This is a genomic window from Plesiomonas sp. ISS29 (genome assembly GCF_056522795.1).
In genome coordinates this window covers 2,751,659-2,768,862 of record NZ_JAWRZQ010000001.1, presented here as the reverse complement: position 1 = coordinate 2,768,862, position 17,204 = coordinate 2,751,659, and the positions used below count along the sequence as shown (strand labels likewise).

The 17,204-nt window shown below is 46.3% G+C and carries 12 protein-coding genes and 14 tRNA genes; 8 read left to right on the top strand and 18 right to left on the bottom strand.

Annotated features, from left to right (window positions below; genetic code table 11):
- Nucleotides 1-15 precede the first annotated feature (15 nt).
- A complete protein-coding gene (gene cysK, locus AC1HDJ_RS12450) occupies nucleotides 16-984 on the bottom strand; it encodes a cysteine synthase A (protein ID WP_438622849.1) in 969 nt (322 codons plus the stop codon).
- 510 nt (nucleotides 985-1,494) lie between these two features.
- Here cysK and AC1HDJ_RS12445 point away from each other — a divergent pair.
- Nucleotides 1,495-2,619 (top strand): beta-ketoacyl-ACP synthase III, encoded by a 1,125-nt coding sequence (locus AC1HDJ_RS12445; RefSeq protein ID WP_479536061.1) that lies wholly within the window; start codon nucleotides 1,495-1,497, stop codon nucleotides 2,617-2,619.
- A 156-nt stretch (nucleotides 2,620-2,775) separates the two neighbouring features.
- Here the strand turns inward: AC1HDJ_RS12445 and cysZ are convergent, their stop codons facing one another.
- Nucleotides 2,776-3,546 carry a sulfate transporter CysZ gene (gene cysZ, locus AC1HDJ_RS12440; protein ID WP_479536060.1) on the bottom strand — a complete coding sequence of 257 codons (771 nt, stop codon included), beginning with the start codon at nucleotides 3,544-3,546 and terminating at the stop codon, nucleotides 2,776-2,778.
- A 311-nt stretch (nucleotides 3,547-3,857) separates the two neighbouring features.
- Here cysZ and zipA point away from each other — a divergent pair, with 311 nt between their 5' ends.
- The 4 genes from zipA to AC1HDJ_RS12420 all read left to right on the top strand — a co-directional run bounded on the left by zipA (nucleotide 3,858) and on the right by AC1HDJ_RS12420 (nucleotide 9,303).
- A complete protein-coding gene (gene zipA, locus AC1HDJ_RS12435; RefSeq protein ID WP_479536059.1) occupies nucleotides 3,858-4,769 on the top strand; it encodes a cell division protein ZipA in 912 nt (303 codons plus the stop codon).
- A gap of 96 nt (nucleotides 4,770-4,865) precedes the next feature.
- Entirely contained in the window at nucleotides 4,866-6,893 is a 2,028-nt protein-coding gene (gene ligA / locus AC1HDJ_RS12430) for an NAD-dependent DNA ligase LigA (protein WP_479536058.1), read from the top strand.
- Between the two features lie 505 nt (nucleotides 6,894-7,398).
- Entirely contained in the window at nucleotides 7,399-8,871 is a 1,473-nt protein-coding gene (locus AC1HDJ_RS12425) for a ChiP family protein (protein WP_479536057.1), read from the top strand.
- Nucleotides 8,872-9,108: 237 nt separating this feature from the next.
- Nucleotides 9,109-9,303, top strand: coding sequence for a hypothetical protein (locus AC1HDJ_RS12420; protein WP_479536056.1), 195 nt, complete (start codon nucleotides 9,109-9,111; stop codon nucleotides 9,301-9,303).
- 113 nt (nucleotides 9,304-9,416) lie between these two features.
- On the opposite strand, the gene AC1HDJ_RS12415 is transcribed toward AC1HDJ_RS12420, so the two are convergent.
- The 14 genes from AC1HDJ_RS12415 to AC1HDJ_RS12350 all read right to left on the bottom strand — a co-directional run bounded on the left by AC1HDJ_RS12415 (nucleotide 9,417) and on the right by AC1HDJ_RS12350 (nucleotide 11,420).
- Nucleotides 9,417-9,492 (bottom strand) — tRNA-Lys (locus AC1HDJ_RS12415).
- 103 nt (nucleotides 9,493-9,595) lie between these two features.
- Nucleotides 9,596-9,671 (bottom strand) — tRNA-Val (locus AC1HDJ_RS12410).
- 45 nt (nucleotides 9,672-9,716) lie between these two features.
- Nucleotides 9,717-9,792: transfer RNA gene (locus AC1HDJ_RS12405), tRNA-Lys, on the bottom strand.
- Between the two features lie 103 nt (nucleotides 9,793-9,895).
- Nucleotides 9,896-9,971, bottom strand: a tRNA-Val gene (locus AC1HDJ_RS12400).
- A 45-nt stretch (nucleotides 9,972-10,016) separates the two neighbouring features.
- Nucleotides 10,017-10,092, bottom strand: a tRNA-Lys gene (locus AC1HDJ_RS12395).
- A 103-nt stretch (nucleotides 10,093-10,195) separates the two neighbouring features.
- A tRNA-Val gene (locus AC1HDJ_RS12390) sits at nucleotides 10,196-10,271 on the bottom strand.
- A gap of 45 nt (nucleotides 10,272-10,316) precedes the next feature.
- Nucleotides 10,317-10,392 (bottom strand) — tRNA-Lys (locus AC1HDJ_RS12385).
- Nucleotides 10,393-10,495: 103 nt separating this feature from the next.
- Nucleotides 10,496-10,571, bottom strand: a tRNA-Val gene (locus AC1HDJ_RS12380).
- Between the two features lie 45 nt (nucleotides 10,572-10,616).
- A tRNA-Lys gene (locus AC1HDJ_RS12375) sits at nucleotides 10,617-10,692 on the bottom strand.
- A gap of 103 nt (nucleotides 10,693-10,795) precedes the next feature.
- Nucleotides 10,796-10,871, bottom strand: a tRNA-Val gene (locus AC1HDJ_RS12370).
- Nucleotides 10,872-10,916: 45 nt separating this feature from the next.
- A tRNA-Lys gene (locus tag AC1HDJ_RS12365) sits at nucleotides 10,917-10,992 on the bottom strand.
- A 103-nt stretch (nucleotides 10,993-11,095) separates the two neighbouring features.
- Nucleotides 11,096-11,171, bottom strand: a tRNA-Val gene (locus tag AC1HDJ_RS12360).
- Between the two features lie 47 nt (nucleotides 11,172-11,218).
- Nucleotides 11,219-11,294, bottom strand: a tRNA-Lys gene (locus tag AC1HDJ_RS12355).
- A gap of 50 nt (nucleotides 11,295-11,344) precedes the next feature.
- Nucleotides 11,345-11,420 (bottom strand) — tRNA-Val (locus AC1HDJ_RS12350).
- A 297-nt stretch (nucleotides 11,421-11,717) separates the two neighbouring features.
- Here AC1HDJ_RS12350 and gltX point away from each other — a divergent pair.
- A complete protein-coding gene (gene gltX, locus AC1HDJ_RS12345) occupies nucleotides 11,718-13,130 on the top strand; it encodes a glutamate--tRNA ligase (RefSeq protein WP_479536055.1) in 1,413 nt (470 codons plus the stop codon).
- Nucleotides 13,131-13,356: 226 nt separating this feature from the next.
- On the opposite strand, the gene ygfZ is transcribed toward gltX, so the two are convergent.
- Nucleotides 13,357-14,361, bottom strand: a complete 1,005-nt coding sequence (gene ygfZ / locus AC1HDJ_RS12340) for a tRNA-modifying protein YgfZ (RefSeq protein ID WP_479536054.1) — start codon at nucleotides 14,359-14,361, stop codon at nucleotides 13,357-13,359.
- A gap of 239 nt (nucleotides 14,362-14,600) precedes the next feature.
- Here ygfZ and sdhE point away from each other — a divergent pair, with 239 nt between their 5' ends.
- Entirely contained in the window at nucleotides 14,601-14,867 is a 267-nt protein-coding gene (sdhE, locus tag AC1HDJ_RS12335) for an FAD assembly factor SdhE (RefSeq protein WP_479536053.1), read from the top strand.
- Nucleotides 14,848-15,288 (top strand): protein YgfX, encoded by a 441-nt coding sequence (locus AC1HDJ_RS12330; RefSeq protein WP_479536052.1) that lies wholly within the window; start codon nucleotides 14,848-14,850, stop codon nucleotides 15,286-15,288. The genes sdhE and AC1HDJ_RS12330 overlap by 20 nt, the downstream gene beginning before the upstream one ends.
- 91 nt (nucleotides 15,289-15,379) lie before the next feature.
- Here AC1HDJ_RS12330 and nadB read toward each other — a convergent pair whose 3' ends face one another.
- Nucleotides 15,380-17,050, bottom strand: coding sequence for an L-aspartate oxidase (nadB, locus tag AC1HDJ_RS12325; protein WP_479536051.1), 1,671 nt, complete (start codon nucleotides 17,048-17,050; stop codon nucleotides 15,380-15,382).
- Nucleotides 17,051-17,204: the final 154 nt, after the last annotated feature.

The window sequence follows — 17,204 nt, the reverse complement described above, 5'->3', positions numbered from 1 at the left end:
TTTAGCGAAGTGGCATTACTGTTGCATTTCTTTTTCTGTGAAGATATCGGCAAACAATGCAGTGCTCAAATAACGTTCACCTGACGAAGGTAACAGCACAACAATCGTTTTTCCGGCAAATTCTGGCAACGCGGCAATATTATTGGCTGCTACTACCGCTGCTCCCGATGAAATGCCGGCTAAAATACCCTCTTCTTCCATTAAGCGGCGCGCCATGCTGATGGCTTCTTCGTTGGTGATAAGTTCAACGCGATCAATCAGGCTCAAATCAAGGTTTCCGGGGATAAAGCCCGCACCGATACCCTGAATTTTATGCGGGCCGGGTTTAATCTCTTCACCGGCCAGTGCTTGTGAAATTACCGGAGAGTCTTTTGGCTCAACTGCAACCGAGATAATCGCCTTGCCTTTTGTTTGCTTTAAGTAGCGGCTGACACCGGTTAGTGTACCGCCTGTTCCTACACCGGCAACAAACACATCAATATCACCGTCAGTGTCGTTCCAGATTTCAGGGCCAGTGGTTTTTTCATGGATCTCAGGGTTGGCTGGGTTATTAAATTGTTGCAATAAAACATAACGCTCGGGTTCGGCAGCGACAATCTCTTCGGCTTTATTAATTGCGCCTTTCATGCCTTTTGCGCCTTCGGTTAAAATCAGGTTCGCCCCGAGAGCTTTAAGTAACTTACGGCGCTCTAAACTCATGGTTTCTGGCATAGTTAATGTTAGTTTATAACCGCGAGCTGCGGCAACATACGCTAGTGCAATTCCGGTATTTCCGCTGGTTGGTTCAATCAGCTCTTTATCATGTGTCAGAATTCCGCGCTTTTCGGCATCCCAAATCATATTGGCACCAATTCGGCACTTTACACTAAAGCTTGGGTTACGGGATTCAACTTTAACCAGTACATTTCCATTACTGACTCTGTTCAGGCGAACCAGTGGGGTATGACCAATGGTCTGTGAGTTATCTGCATAAATGTTGCTCATAGTCCAATTCCTTCCGGTAAAGTATTTGGTATAGCGCCTATCACAGTCATATTTTTCGGTTTCAGTGAGCATACAAAGGGCCGGTTTATTACCAAACGTACCTTACAGCACTAAGTTGTGCTCACTGTTGAATCTGGCGTGATGCTGATTAACGTTGCTCAGTTGCGTTTTTTTAAGCTGCACTCTGATCTTACGCCAGCAAATCAACATCTTGAAACTTTCAATGAGGTTTAGCATACGCCGGCTGTTTAAGATCGGAAACACTGATTACATATATCGTTATTCAATTAATGCAATTAGCCGAATAGGGTATTTTTAGCTGGCAGACGTTCATTGCCGCAAGAATAGCCGCTGCATGGTAGCGACCACCGGTTACCCGTCAACATCGCTCGACTTTTTTTAACATCTGCGTAATCTTAGGGATAGCCTGTATGAGAGTCTAGGCTTCACTTTTTTTATTGGCAGATTGCGATCTTATTGGCATCTGTAATGTATGGACAAGGATGATGTATGCAGCAGATTGTGATCAGTGGCTCTGGTCTTTATATTCCACCACACCAAATCACCAATACCGAATTGGTCTACGCCTTCAATCAGTATGTTGCTCGTTATAATGCTGAAAACCATGGCGCGATTACGGCCGGGCAGTTAGCGCCATTGCAGACATCGAGCACTGAGTTTATTGAAAAAGCCTCAGGCATCAAACAACGTTACGTGATGGCACGTGAAGGCATTATTGATCCCGACATTATGCAACCTCTGCTGCCAGAGCCGAGTGATGACCAGCCCAGTTTAATGGCGCAGATGGCGGTTAGCGCGGCAAAAGAGGCTTTACAGGCGGCAGGGCGCGAGGCAGCTGATGTCGATTTGGTGATAGTGGCAGCATCTAATTTACAGCGTGCTTATCCTGCCATTGCCATTGAAGTGCAAGCCCTGCTGGGCGCCGGCGGTTATGCGTTTGATATGAATGTGGCTTGCTCATCGGCCACCTTTGCCATCAGTCAGGCTGTTGATGCGATAAACAGCGGTATGGCAAGTACTGTACTGGTTGTGAATCCTGAAATTTGCAGTGGGCACGCTAACTTCCGTGATCGTGATTCGCACTTTATTTTTGGTGATGCGTGCAGTGCCTTGCTGCTGGAAAAAGCCGAAAACAGCCAGAGCCGTAAAGCATTTCAGATTATCGATAGAACACTGCATACCCATTTTTCAAATAACATCCGCAATAACTTTGGCTTTTTGAATCGGGCAACTCCAGAAACACAGTTCAACCGCGATAAGCTGTTTATGCAAGAGGGGCGGAAAGTATTTAAAGAGGTGCTGCCGTTGGTTAGCCAGCTGCTTGAGCAGCAATTGGAGCGTGTTGGATTAGAGAGCCATCAGCTCAAGCGTCTGTGGTTGCATCAGGCAAACAGCAATATGAATACCTTCTTGGCACGTAAAGTTCTGGGCCGAGATCCGCTGCCGCTGGATGCGCCGACTATTTTGCACGAGTTTGCCAATACCAGCTCGGCAGGCTCTGTCATTGCTTTTCATCGTTATCATTATGATTTTTCCGCTGGTGATTATGGCGTGCTCTGTTCATTTGGTGCGGGTTATTCGGTGGGATCAGTGCTGTTACAATGTGTGCGCTAGTTGATCACAGCGCGTTATATCATACTAAGATATGAAAACGGGATATAAAAAAGAAGGGCCGTAAGCGAGCCCTTCTTTTATTTTTTACTTTTGGTGGTACGGTTTAGCCTGAGTTCTGTAGCCTGCACTAAGTATTTAGCGCATTACTTAGCCTATCTATTTTACGCCCGTTCCCTTGAGTTGTGGGCGATAGCAGGTAACCCACATTGCCGTTGCCCCGCATACCGCTACCGGCATAATCACTAAATTCAACAGTGGCACCATGGTGCAAATACTGATTAACCCGCCAAATGTTAAGCTGGTAATCCGGCGCTGTTTTAGCGCATCACGCATCGTTGTAAAAGGGATCTTATGATTATCGAATGGATAATCTGAGTATTGTACCGCCAACATCCATGCCGTCAGCAATAACCACAATAGCGGAGCAAGTGTCTGGCTGACCACCGGAATGAGTGACACCAACAGTAAGGCAATCACTTTTGGTAAGTAATACACCAACTTTCGCACTTCACGCTTTAAAATACGCGGTACATCACGCAGTAATGTCATGACTCCCGTAACAGGCGGCTCTTCTCCGGTCAAATGGGCTTCAAGCTGTTCAGCTAACAGCCCGTTAAACGGGGATGCAATAATATTAGCCAGCGTACTGAAAAAATAGCCAAACAGCAGCAGCACACTGATAACCGCCAGTGGCCAAAGTAAGTAGTTCAGCCATTGTAGCCAATCGGGGATATGGGAAAGAAGCTGCCCGATCCACGCCTGCATATGGCTGGCCAACCAGTAAAAAGCACTGCCAATCAGTAATACATTGACCAACAGCGGCAGAATAACGTAGCGGCGAATTCCCGGAAGAAAGGCCAGTTTCCACCCCTGTAAAAAGAAGGTCACACCATTTTCGGTAATTTTTGTCTTTGTTGTTGATGACATATTGTCTATCCACACAGTTCACTTGCCTAAATCATAACGGCAGCGCAAAACAGATACCAGCCACTAAAATGTATACAGGCTGACATTTATATTGGCTTGTTCGCATTTAATTAAAGTAGGTAATACATATTCTTAACGCAAAAATGTAACGGAACGGTTAAAAAATAGGCGAAAAGTAAGCGTAAACTTCATAATGTACAGAGAATTCGGTGTCAGCACTTGAAGATAAGAGCGCTAACACATAAAGTGAGTCATAGTTACTTTGCTCACTACTTGAGCATAGATATTGAATTATTAAAGAGATACCAGCGATGCAGGATTTGCGTCTGATTTTGATTGTCGTGGGAGCGATAGCGATAGCTGCTTTGCTGTTGCATGGATTGTGGGCAAGCCGCAAGGAAAAACCAACGGTGTTTGGCCACAAACCCGTTAAACGTTTAAAAGAAAAACAGCCACCGGAACAGGAAGATGATCTTGATGATCTTGAACCTGTTCGGGTGAAAAAAGGTTCACGTAAGCTATCTGAAGAGCCTTCATTTTCAGCCGTTGATGATGATGCCGATGACGATGTATTGAGTGCTGCGCCGCTGAAAACTGCAGTGAATGCCTCGGTGAAAAAAACATCTCAACAGCATGCTGATTTAGATGATGATAGTGTGCAAGCGTTTGATACTGCACGTGCGCGCTCTGATGCGGCAAATACCCGTGCCGATAACGAATACGATGAGCACGATGTTCAGCAGATTGACGCTACTGAATCTGAGTATGCCGTTGAGTCTGCACCGGCAGAGCCTGAAGCGCCAAAAGCCCCAAAAAGTGATGTGCTGGTGCTCAATGTGACTGCACATGCCGGAAATATTATTGATGGCGAGCGTTTGCTAAACAGCCTGATGCAGCTGGGTTTCCAGCATGGCGAGATGGCTATTTTCCATCGCCACATTGATCCCATGGGTAGTGGGCCGGTACTGTTTAGTTTGGCTAATATGGTAAAACCAGGCACGTTTGATGTTGCTAACATGGCCGCGTTTACTACGCCGGGTATCACCATTTTTATGCAAGTGCCTTCGTACGGTGATGCTAGCCAGAACTTCAAATTGATGTTGCAAGCTGCACAGCGTATTGCTGATGATGTGGGCGGTCTAGTGCTTGATGATGAGCGCCGCATGTGGACGCCGCAGAAAAATGAAGAGTACAAAATGCGTATCAAAGCGGTGTGTGCTTAACATTATCTTATCCGTATAACGCACATATCACAGTAGAATATCGTTTATCTAAAACCCTCGCTTTGGCGGGGGTTTTCTCATTGAGGGGGCAGACCTATGGCCGATAGCATTACACAACAGTTAGCCGAGTTACGCGAGCAACTCCGCCACCATGAATATCTTTACTATGTGCTCGATCAGCCCTCGATACCTGATGCCGAATATGATCGCCAGATACAGCAGTTGCGCAGTCTGGAAGCGGAACATCCTGAATTAATCACGCCTGACTCCCCGACACAACGTGTCGGCGGTGCGCCGCTTAGCGGCTTTTCACAGGTGAAGCATGAAGTCCCGATGCTTTCACTGGATAACGCGTTCGGCAATGACGATTTTCTGGCGTTTCAAAAAAGAGTGCTAGACCGGCTTGGAAGCACCCAAACACTCACCTATTCATGCGAGCCTAAGCTTGACGGCTTGGCCGTCAGTTTGCTGTATGTTGACGGCCTCTTGGTTCAGGCGGCAACGCGTGGTGATGGCATGACAGGTGAAGAGATCACCGAAAATGTGCGCACCATTCGCTCCATTCCACTGCGTTTGCATGCCGGATGCCCACAACGTCTGGAAGTGCGCGGTGAAGTTTTTATGACGCGTGATGGCTTCGAACGTATAAACGAACAAGCCCGCCGCAAAGGCGAGAAGCTGTTTGTAAACCCCCGTAACGCCGCCGCAGGTTCACTGCGTCAGCTAGACAGCAAAATTACTGCTCAACGCCCGTTAGCCTTCTACGCCTATGGCATTGGCATCGCCGATACCCATGCCGGTAATAGCCTGCCTGAAAGCCATATAGCGCGCTTAAATGCACTGCGAGAGTGGGGGCTGCCGATTAGCAATGAAGTTAAGCACGTTAAGGGTGAACAGGCTGTGCTGACTTACTATGCCGATATTCTTGCACGGCGCGATCAGCTTAATTTTGATATTGATGGTGTCGTCATCAAAGTGGATGATTTAGCGTTGCAAACCCAGCTAGGATTTGTAGCCAGAGCACCTCGCTGGGCGATTGCCGTGAAGTTTCCGGCACAAGAAGAGTTAACCACCGTACTGGATGTGGAATTTCAGGTCGGTAGAACCGGAGCTATCACTCCAGTGGCCAAACTTGAGCCTGTTTTTGTCGGGGGTGTTACTGTCAGTAATGCCACGCTACACAATGCAGATGAGATCACCCGCTTAGGGCTATACATTGGTGATACCGTTGTCATTCGGCGGGCTGGCGATGTTATCCCTAAAATTGCTAGTGTCGTGTTGGAGCGTCGCCCTGCGTGCGTCACAGAGATTATATTTCCTACCGAGTGCCCAGTTTGTGCTTCTTCCGTTGAGCGCGTTGAAGGCGAAGCCGTTGCGCGTTGCAGTGGTGGGTTAATCTGTCCGGCTCAGCGCAAAGAGGCTATTCGCCATTTTGCGGCGCGTCGTGCCTTTGATATTGAGGGGATGGGTGAGAAAATTGTCGATCAACTGGTCGAGCGTGAACTTATTCAAACGCCAGCAGATCTGTTTCGACTATCTCTGGGGGAGCTGACCCGTCTTGAACGAATGGGGCCAAAGTCGGCACAAAACTTACTCAGCGCTATCGAAAAGGCCAAGAAAACCACCTTTGCCCGTTTTCTGTACGCGTTGGGGATCCGTGAAGTTGGGGAGGCCACGGCAGCCAATTTAGCGGCACATTTTCATACGTTAACTGCACTGCGTGAAGCTGATCATGAAAGTTTGCAAACCGTGCAGGATGTAGGGGCTGTAGTTGCCGCGCATGTTTACCACTTTTTGCGTGAACCGCATAACATCACTGTGATTGATAATCTGCTGCAACAAGGCATTTTTTGGGAAGAAACACCGGCTGATATTGTCAATGCACCAATAGACTCACCATTATTAAACAAAATAGTGGTATTAACCGGAACATTAACTCGAATGACCCGTGATGATGCAAAAGCACATTTATTGCAGCTAGGTTGCAAAGTTACGGGAAGTGTATCGAGTAAAACAGACTATTTAATTGCCGGAGAAGCCGCTGGCTCAAAATTAGCAAAAGCCCAAGCATTAGGTATTTCAATTCTCACTGAAGATGATTTTTTAGAAATAATTAACCGCTAATCTGCATCGCAAAATAAGCGCTCTGTTATTGAAAAAACAGGGCGCAATTAGTGCGAAACATATCATGCTAATGCGTGTTTATTCATATTAATTTGCGATGCATATCTTATTTCATTCATTTTATATTTTCATTTCGATAAATAAACTCAACTATATGCGTCAATGTGTATTCATTAAGTTATTGAAATTAAATGATATTTTTCTATATCATTGATTTAACACGTATTTGAGTACCTGCCTTATAATTAGTTCCAGCCCTTCTGTAATATTTTTTTGCACTCTGTCATAAATTTATAAAAAAGCCATTAATAAGCATTGATGTTTTGCGCCGCGAAAGTACTCTTGTTATGTACCTACTGCCTCTCCACACGGAAGACTGAGGTGGTTGAGTGTTTACCCGTGTGGGGTTTAGTTAGTTTTTATTTCTTTGGGAGAACTCTGGTTAGCGGTGGCATAAATACCTGACCAGAGCACGGATAAAATATCCAATAAATGGGAGTTCGTAATGGAAGCGAAACAATTTAAAGTTGCAGCGTTATCGCTAGCTGTCTTTGGTGCATTAGCATCAACATCAGTTATGGCTCAGCAAGATGCTGGAAGCCCTGCTTATGGTGCAAGCTACGAAAAGTTTATTGATGAGTCCAAACTGACCGGTGGTTTGTTCTATATGCAGCGTGACCGTGACCGCCGTACATTGGAACCAACTACAACTGATGGCCCATATACTCATAATTTAGCTCACTCTACAGCACAGGTAGCACTGAACTTTAACTCTGGTTATGCATGGGATTTTATTGGTTTAGATCTGGGCGGTTTCTACGCTTATGATTTAACTCAAGGTGGAACAGGTGTCGATCAAGAGAACGAGTTCTCTTTTGCCGGTAACAAGTGGGGCAGTAACTTTAAAGACGGCCAGCCACACAAGGGCGCAAGCTTAAGCACTGCTGCATTGAAGTTTAAAGCATTTGATGGCGCTGTAACGGCTAAAGGTGGTTTGACTCAGTTGTATGTTCCGGGTTTGCTCGGTGTTAACTGGTCTTATCAGCCAGGTACCTATTTAGGTGGTCAAGTTGAAGGTAACTATGGTGGCCTGTATCTGACCGGTGCGTATGCAACTGAGTATAAATCACCATGGTACAGAGATACACAAAACTTCTCTCGTGCCAAAGCATGGATGGATCCATTTGCTGAATCCAACAAAATTGATTATATCTATGCATTGGCAACACGTTATACCTTTGAAAATGGCTTAGCACTGACTGCCGGTTTTGGTCAATCTGAGAACTATATGGACAGCTATTTTGCCAAGGCTGCCTACAAGTTTGATGTTCTGGGTGGTTTGAATACTAGCTACCAGTTCTATGGCTCTAAAACTGACACGTATGTTGGTCCAGACGGTAAAGAAATTCAAACTTATGATGGTTTAGCATGGCAGCAGGCATTGACTGCAGCACTGAACTATAACCTGTATGATTTCCGAGCTGAAGCGTTGTTCACCAAAGCTGAAGGTGCAGAAGGTAACTACTTACCTCGTCTGACTCGCGGTTATGGTAACTCACAAGGTGCGAATGAAATCTGGTGGGATTCTCGTTCAGACTGGAATGCTAACGAAGAAAAGGCTGTATATTTAGGCGTAACTCGTAAGCTGGATGATGTGATGGGTGCTCCAGGCTGGGCTGTTGGCGTATCAGGTGCTTACGGTTGGGGCATGAGAGATGGTAACGGTAATAAAGCGACTAATGGCGGAGATACTGAAAAAGCATTGAACTTTGATGTTATGTATACAGTTCAGGATGGTCTTGCTAAAGGAACACTATTTAAATTGCATTACACCAACTATCGTAACAATATTGCTACAGGTGAAAATAAGAACACTGATGGTGAGATGCAAGCGAGTCAGTGGACTCAATTACCTAACGTATTTGCATCAGAGCATGATGTTAAGTTCCAAGTTATCATGCCATTATCTTTCTTCTAATAATAAAGAAAGATTTCGCAAGATGATAAAAAAACCGCCATTTGGCGGTTTTTTTATGTGTGTAATAGGCGGAGATAAAACCTGTTATTTCAAATATGACACCAATGCGCTTGAGTGTTTCTTTTTCTTAATGGAATGTAATTGTTCTTTTTTATCACTAAATATGCGGTAAATATCACATTATGAAGTAGCTTTTATAGGGAGGTCTGCTTTAGATCTTACTTTAGGAGCATTCAGATGAAATCAGTAATTATTGTATTGTCGTTGATGGGTGGTGTATTTAGTGGTGCGCTGTGGGCTGCTGATGAGCCGGTAACTCAAACGCAGGCACAACTAGCACCAAATAACTATCTTGTGCAGTTATGTGTTGCTACTTTACCGGGAGCGACTAATTTATCTGACTGTGCCACTCATAATGGTGCAAAAGGCTGATCAGTAGTAATTACTGATATTACTCTGTGGAGAGAAAATGGTTAGGGATGCTGTAGTGATAATCTTTATGCAATAAAAAAGCGCCTTTCGGCGCTTTTTTTGTTTTTGTAGGATGGTGGGTCGTGCAAGATTCGAACTTGCGACCAATTGATTAAAAGTCAACTGCTCTACCGACTGAGCTAACGACCCATCCTAAAACTGATTGTGTTTTTACTGACTGAATCAGCAGAGTGGTCTTTATTCAACGTAACTCGATGCTGTGTTCACTCAAACCTTCACTGAAGAAGGAAATTGGTGGGCGATACCGGGTTCGAACCAGTGACCCCCTCCTTGTAAGGGAGGTGCTCTCCCAGCTGAGCTAATCGCCCTGGGATTTTCTGCTACAAGCAACGAGTGCATATAACGAGAAAAGATGGTGGGTCGTGCAAGATTCGAACTTGCGACCAATTGATTAAAAGTCAACTGCTCTACCGACTGAGCTAACGACCCATCCTAAAACTGATTGTATTTTTACTGACTGAATCAGCAGAGTGGTGTTTATTCAACGTAACTCGATGCTGTGTTCACTCAAACCTTCATTGAAGAAGGCAATTGGTGGGCGATACCGGGTTCGAACCAGTGACCCCCTCCTTGTAAGGGAGGTGCTCTCCCAGCTGAGCTAATCGCCCTGGGATTTTCTGCTACAAGCAACGAGTGCATATAACGAGAAAAGATGGTGGGTCGTGCAAGATTCGAACTTGCGACCAATTGATTAAAAGTCAACTGCTCTACCGACTGAGCTAACGACCCATCCTAAAACTGATTGTATTTTTACTGACTGAATCAGCAGAGTGGTGTTTATTCAACGTAACTCGATGCTGTGTTCACTCAAACCTTCATTGAAGAAGGCAATTGGTGGGCGATACCGGGTTCGAACCAGTGACCCCCTCCTTGTAAGGGAGGTGCTCTCCCAGCTGAGCTAATCGCCCTGGGATTTTCTGCTACAAGCAACGAGTGCATATAACGAGAAAAGATGGTGGGTCGTGCAAGATTCGAACTTGCGACCAATTGATTAAAAGTCAACTGCTCTACCGACTGAGCTAACGACCCATCCTAAAACTGATTGTATTTTTACTGACTGAATCAGCAGAGTGGTGTTTATTCAACATAACTCGATGCTGTGTTCACTCAAACCTTCATTGAAGAAGGCAATTGGTGGGCGATACCGGGTTCGAACCAGTGACCCCCTCCTTGTAAGGGAGGTGCTCTCCCAGCTGAGCTAATCGCCCTGGGATTTTCTGTTACAAGCAACTTGTGCGTATAACGAGAAAAGATGGTGGGTCGTGCAAGATTCGAACTTGCGACCAATTGATTAAAAGTCAACTGCTCTACCGACTGAGCTAACGACCCATCCTAAAACTGATTGTATTTTTACTGACTGAATCAGCAGAGTGGTGTTTATTCAACGTAACTCGATGCTGTGTTCACTCAAACCTTCATTGAAGAAGGCAATTGGTGGGCGATACCGGGTTCGAACCAGTGACCCCCTCCTTGTAAGGGAGGTGCTCTCCCAGCTGAGCTAATCGCCCTGGGATTTTCTGCTACAAGCAACCTGTGCGTATAACGAGAAAAGATGGTGGGTCGTGCAAGATTCGAACTTGCGACCAATTGATTAAAAGTCAACTGCTCTACCGACTGAGCTAACGACCCATCCTAAAACTGATTGTATTTTTACTGACTGAATCAGCAGAGTGGTGTTTATTCAACGTAACTCGATGCTGTGTTCACTCAAACCTTCATTGAAGAAGGCAATTGGTGGGCGATACCGGGTTCGAACCAGTGACCCCCTCCTTGTAAGGGAGGTGCTCTCCCAGCTGAGCTAATCGCCCTGGGACTTTTATTATATCAGCGATCGAAATCAATGATATTAAAAAAGTGGTGGGTCGTGCAAGATTCGAACTTGCGACCAATTGATTAAAAGTCAACTGCTCTACCGACTGAGCTAACGACCCACTGATTTTCATTTTTCTGCGTTAAACGCAACGTTGACAACAGAAAGTGTTGGTGGGCGATACCGGGTTCGAACCAGTGACCCCCTCCTTGTAAGGGAGGTGCTCTCCCAGCTGAGCTAATCGCCCGCTGTCAACGAGGGCCGCATTATAGGGGCTACTCGTTGAGAGTCAACGTTTTTTTCCATGTAACTGTACGTCCGTCGGGAAAATAATCAAATTGATCTCTTTTTCTCCAATTATGCGTTTTTGAAGCGATTTTTACGCGGATTTAGCCTGTAGCTTTGATTGTTGCGTTGTGGATTCAAAGGGGAGTGCTAAAATAACACCACTTTTTCAGCCTCTATGTTGTTGCCACTGTTGTAAGTGGGTGCTATTGAACAGGGCTGAGCTGTTTATCTGCTTGTCAAAGGCCTAGATCTCATCATGAAAATTAAAACGCGTTTTGCGCCAAGCCCTACGGGTTATCTACATGTGGGTGGTGCGCGTACCGCTCTGTATTCTTGGTTGTATGCTCGCCGCATGGGCGGTGAATTTGTGTTGCGTATCGAAGATACTGATTTAGAGCGTTCAACACAGGAAGCGATTGATGCAATTATGGACGGTATGAATTGGTTAGATCTGGGTTGGAATGAAGGCCCGTATTATCAGACCAAACGTTTTGACCGCTATAATGCAATTATTGATCAGATGCTTGAAGCGGGCACAGCGTACCGTTGCTACTGCTCTAAAGAGCGTTTAGAAGCGCTGCGTACTGAGCAAGAAGAGAATAAAGAGAAGCCGCGTTACGATGGTTTGTGCCGCGATCATGCTCACAGCCACACACCTGATGAGCCGCATGTGGTGCGTTTTCGCAACCCGCAAGAGGGTTCAGTAATTTTTGATGATCAAATTCGTGGTCCGATTGAGTTCAGTAATCAAGAACTTGATGATCTGATTATCCGCCGTACTGATGGTTCACCAACGTACAATTTCTGTGTGGTGGTGGATGATTGGGATATGGAGATTACCCATGTTATTCGTGGTGAAGACCACATCAATAACACGCCTCGTCAGATCAATATTCTCAAAGCTCTGGGTGCACCTGTGCCGGTGTATGCGCATGTGTCGATGATTTTGGGTGATGACGGTAAAAAGTTGTCAAAGCGTCATGGTGCGGTCAGTGTAATGCAGTATCGTGATGACGGTTATCTGCCAGAAGCACTACTGAACTACTTGGTGCGTTTGGGTTGGTCACACGGCGATCAGGAGATCTTCTCTGTTGCCGAGATGGAAGCGCTGTTCTCTTTAGATGCGGTGAGCAAATCAGCGAGTGCGTTTAATACTGATAAGCTGCTGTGGCTGAATCATCACTATATCAATACGGTTGATCCTGTGCGTGTGGCAGAGTTCTTGGCATGGCATATGGAAGATCAGAGCATTGATACCTCAAATGGCCCAGCATTGGCTGATATTGTGTCGTTACTCGGTGAGCGTTGTAAGACGCTGAAAGAGATGGCGGCATCAAGCCGTTATTTCTTTGAAGATTTTGCCGCGTTTGATGAAGATGCCGCGAAAAAGCACTTGCGTCCGGTTGCTCAAGCGCCGCTAGAGGCCGTACGAGCCCAGCTAGCTGATGTAGCATGGAACGTAGAGGCGATTCATGCAGCCATTCAGCAAACCGCTGATGCATTAGAGATTGGTATGGGCAAAATTGGCATGCCACTGCGAGTGGCCGTGACAGGTGCTGGCCAATCACCTTCTGTTGATGCCACAGTGCATGCAGTCGGCCGTGAGCGTGCGTTGGCGCGTATTGATATGGCGCTGGCATTTATCGCTGATCGCGCGGCAGCACAGTAAGTAAAATACGGCGGCTGGATCTATTTTTGTTTATCCATTAAATAGTGGTCCTGTTAAAGAGTATTGCCGCTAAGTAAAACCGTCGTTAAGTTATATATACGGTGGATGAGGCCATAACTGCGGTTATGGCCTTTTTTATCAGTTAAATATGTTGGAAGAGGGCATATTTTAAACTCTCTGACATCACTGTGATGCCGAGAAGAGGGGGCAGAACGGTAAGTGTTAATTAAGCCGGATCACGCTGATAAGGTAGCGGGTAGACGGCAAGTTCACTGTCTTGCTCATCAACTATACGCAGTTGTGCATCAGGCTCTAGATCACTGCTCAGTACAATTTGAATGAGCGTTTTGCCTGCCGGCAATGCCGCAGCTGACAATACAGTGCCGGTTTTGCGCCAGTTATCACCTAATTTTAGCTCTACACTTTCACCCGCAACAGGAAGGTGTGCAGCACTGCCAAACAGGGTATATAAGGCGCGTTTATTGGCTCCACGATATTTTGCTCGTGCAACCATCTCTTGTCCGGCATAGCACCCTTTGGTAAAACTGATGGCGTTTAAGGCCTGCAAATTGACGGCCTGCGGAATAAATTCCCCGATAGTTTGCGCACTTAATTGTGGTAAACCCGCTTCAATATCTAATGCCTGCCATTGTGTGTGATAACACTGTGTTGCACCCACTTGTTGCAGCGTATTGTAAAGACTCTCTGATGATATGACGCTGGTATCGATCACCAGCAGGTAGCGATCTGCCGGAGTGGGAAGATAAATAATCTGGCCAAACGGCGCATTGACGACCGGTGTGGCGGCATCTGGCAGCGTATCGGTCAGTGTTTGCAACGCAGTAGCTGCATTCGTACCGGCTAATCCGGCCAGTTTCCACTGCGGATTTTCGGTGATGGTGAGCTTGGAGAATACGGCATATTTTTTCAGTTCGGGCAGTTGTTGCTCTGTGAGTGATTTTGGCTGTATCCAGCCGAACCCGCTATTGAGATGAAACAGAGTGAACACGCTCCACATTTTACCTTTGGCATCACAATGTGCGCCTAAACTGTAATGGCTTGGCGGGATAGCCGTTACATCACATGTCACTTGTCCTTGCAGGTACTTGATGGCATCAGGGCCTGTGATATTCAGCAGATCAAGATGATCAAGTGGGATCAACGAAAGGGCAAGTTCAGATGACAGTACAGCAGGTTGGGCGGAAAAATCGGGCGTGATCGCAGGTGTCATAAAAAAGTCCATCTGTCTGTTTGGCCGAGTGATTTCGTCTATCTGCCGAAATCAGTCAAAAGTGTATTTACTATAACGCTCTACAGGATTGCTGACTATGTGAAATCATCTGATTTTCAAGCGGATAAATTGGGCAGAACAGTGTGTTTGGTCACAAATAAGCACGATAAAATCAGCGCAAAATAGCGGATAAATGCTACGATCAGCGGTGTTTGAGGCTATTTATTGGAGTCAGCAACGTGGATATTAATGATAAAGCGCGTGTGCGTTGGGCATGCCGCCGTGGGATGTTAGAGCTGGATGTGATTATCATGCCGTTTTTTGAGCATGAATACGATACGCTGACTGATGCTCAAAAAGCCGATTTTATTCGCCTGCTTGAAAGCGATGATCCGGATCTATTTCGCTGGTTTATGAACAGCACTAAGCCAACAGATCCGGTTTTAGATGCCATGGTTGTTCTGATGAAAACGCGTAATCAAGCCCGTGGATTTGTGGCAGTCTGATATTTATCCTTCGCAGCGCGCGCTATGGATTTTACGTGCTGCTTATTCGCTGCTCGGTATAGCCGCTTTGGCTGTGGTGCTGACGTTCTCCTATACGCTGTTATATTCCCTGTTAATATCTTTATTGATGTTTTTAATGCTTTTTGAATATAAACGAATGCGCCGTAACGGGCTGAAAATGTGTGGGGAACTGGCATTTAGTGAGATGTATCTGATTCGGTGGCAAGACAGAGAGTGGCGCTACTGCCGTACTCTTTCACTTTCGGTATTTGGTTTACTGATTTATCTGCGTGATCCGCAAAATAAGATGCGCAGAAAGCGGGTGTTGTGGTTACTACCGGATATGATGAGTGAGAGGTCGTGGCGCACACTGTCTGCCGTGGTGCGGCAAACCGACCGGATTAATGATAAATTCTCATAGGCGGCTTGTTGCGTAAATTACCTGCCATAAAACAGGCAATTTACGTATGCAGCTTTTTTGTGGCGCAATGTTTATTAAGTTGCCGGTACGGTTACCGCTCTGATATCGGCAGGCTGTCGTGCGGCGAAAGAATACTCGGCAGCGGATCAGGTTGTGGTTCAGGGTAATCAAGCGTGTAGTGCAACCCACGGCTCTCTTTACGCTGTAGCGCACACAGCACAATTAATTCAGCAACTTGTACCAGATTGCGCAATTCCAATAAGTTATTGGAAACACGGAAATTGGCGTAGTAGTCATGGATCTCTTGTTTGAGCATGTTAATCCGCCGTAAGGCGCGCTCAAGCCGTTTAGTGGTTCGCACTATCCCAACATAATCCCACATAAAAAGCCGCAATTCGTGCCAGTTATGCTGGATTACCACATTTTCATCAGAGCACTCAACCTGACTTTCATCCCACGCGGGCAGTGAGTCAACGGTGTCGGCATAAGGTAGCCACTGCAACAGATCTTCGGCGGCAGACCATGCATAGACCACACACTCAAGCAGTGAATTAGATGCCATACGGTTTGCGCCGTGTAAACCGGTATAGCTAACTTCACCAATGGCATACAGACCATCAATATCGGTACGGCCAGCATGATCAACCATTACGCCGCCACAGGTGTAGTGGGCGGCCGGAACAATGGGAATAGGCTCTGCGGTAAGATCAAGCCCCAATGTCAGCAGTTTTTCATAAATGGTTGGGAAGTGTGCTTGCACAAATTCAGCCGGTTTATGGCTGATATCCAGATACATGCAGTCAGCGCCTAGGCGCTTCATTTCGTGGTCAATGGCGCGGGCGACAATATCGCGCGGTGCTAACTCTGCTCGTGCATCAAAATCAGGCATAAAGCGAGAACCATCAGGGCGACGAAGGTAAGCGCCTTCACCCCGCAATGCTTCGGTCAGCAAAAAGTTACGGGCTTGTGGATGATACAAACAGGTTGGGTGGAACTGATTGAACTCCATATTGGCGACCCGACACCCCGCCCGCCATGCCATGGCGATACCGTCACCCGATGAGATATCCGGGTTGGTGGTATACTGATAGACCTTTGATGCACCACCGGTGGCCAGTACCACCGCTTTGGCCCGAATACATTCAACCCGTTCGAGCGTTCTGTTCCAGACATAAGCGCCGACAACCTTCCGAGATTGGTCATTTTCAAGCGGCGGGTGCTGGGTACTCAGTTGTTCACCTTGTACCACACCATGCTTTGCGCTAGTGATCAGATCAACGGCGTTGTACTTTTCGTATAATGCGATATTGGGGTGATAACGGGTTTGATCCACCAAGGTGGTTTGTACCGCTTTTCCGGTGGCATCAGCGGCATGTAAAATTCGGCGGTGGCTGTGGCCGCCTTCACGTGTTAGGTGAAATTTTTGATCCGTGGCCAGCCCTTCCACATCGAAAGGAACACCGCAGTCAATTAACCACTGCACGCAGTTGCGGGCATTTTCGGTAATAAACTCAACTGCTGCTTTATCGCACAGCCCTGCGCCAGCAATCAGTGTATCCTGCAGGTGTGATTCAATGCTGTCAGTTTCATCAAATACGGCGGCAATGCCACCTTGTGCATAATAAGTCGCACCTTCTGCGAGCGATCCTTTGCTCAGTATGATCACCTTGCAGTGTGGCGCTAAACGAAGTGCTAACGAAAGACCGGCAGCGCCGCTTCCGATGACCAGCACATCGCAAAGATGTTCAAGGGATTGTTCCATAACGTATGATATATAGTCAGAATGGGATCTTATGTTAGATCAGGTCCTGATATATTGTTATCGTTTTTATGTCTTTGAATAGGCGTTTAACTCACAGAATTTAGTACAACGTTGAACTTTACTCAGAGATAAGCATCAAATACAACAGCTGGCT

Excerpts from the sequence above, each read along its gene's own strand:
- AC1HDJ_RS12420 (WP_479536056.1), top strand. The coding sequence starts at position 9,109 with ATGAAATCAGTAATTATTGTATTGTCGTTGATGGGTGGTGTATTTAGT.
- cysZ (WP_479536060.1), bottom strand. The coding sequence starts at position 3,546 with ATGTCATCAACAACAAAGACAAAAATTACCGAAAATGGTGTGACCTTC.
- gltX (WP_479536055.1), top strand. The coding sequence starts at position 11,718 with ATGAAAATTAAAACGCGTTTTGCGCCAAGCCCTACGGGTTATCTACAT.
- nadB (WP_479536051.1), bottom strand. The coding sequence starts at position 17,050 with ATGGAACAATCCCTTGAACATCTTTGCGATGTGCTGGTCATCGGAAGC.
- ligA (WP_479536058.1), top strand. The coding sequence starts at position 4,866 with ATGGCCGATAGCATTACACAACAGTTAGCCGAGTTACGCGAGCAACTC.
- AC1HDJ_RS12425 (WP_479536057.1), top strand. The coding sequence starts at position 7,399 with ATGGAAGCGAAACAATTTAAAGTTGCAGCGTTATCGCTAGCTGTCTTT.
- cysK (WP_438622849.1), bottom strand. The coding sequence starts at position 984 with ATGAGCAACATTTATGCAGATAACTCACAGACCATTGGTCATACCCCA.
- ygfZ (WP_479536054.1), bottom strand. The coding sequence starts at position 14,361 with ATGACACCTGCGATCACGCCCGATTTTTCCGCCCAACCTGCTGTACTG.
- zipA (WP_479536059.1), top strand. The coding sequence starts at position 3,858 with ATGCAGGATTTGCGTCTGATTTTGATTGTCGTGGGAGCGATAGCGATA.
- AC1HDJ_RS12445 (WP_479536061.1), top strand. The coding sequence starts at position 1,495 with ATGCAGCAGATTGTGATCAGTGGCTCTGGTCTTTATATTCCACCACAC.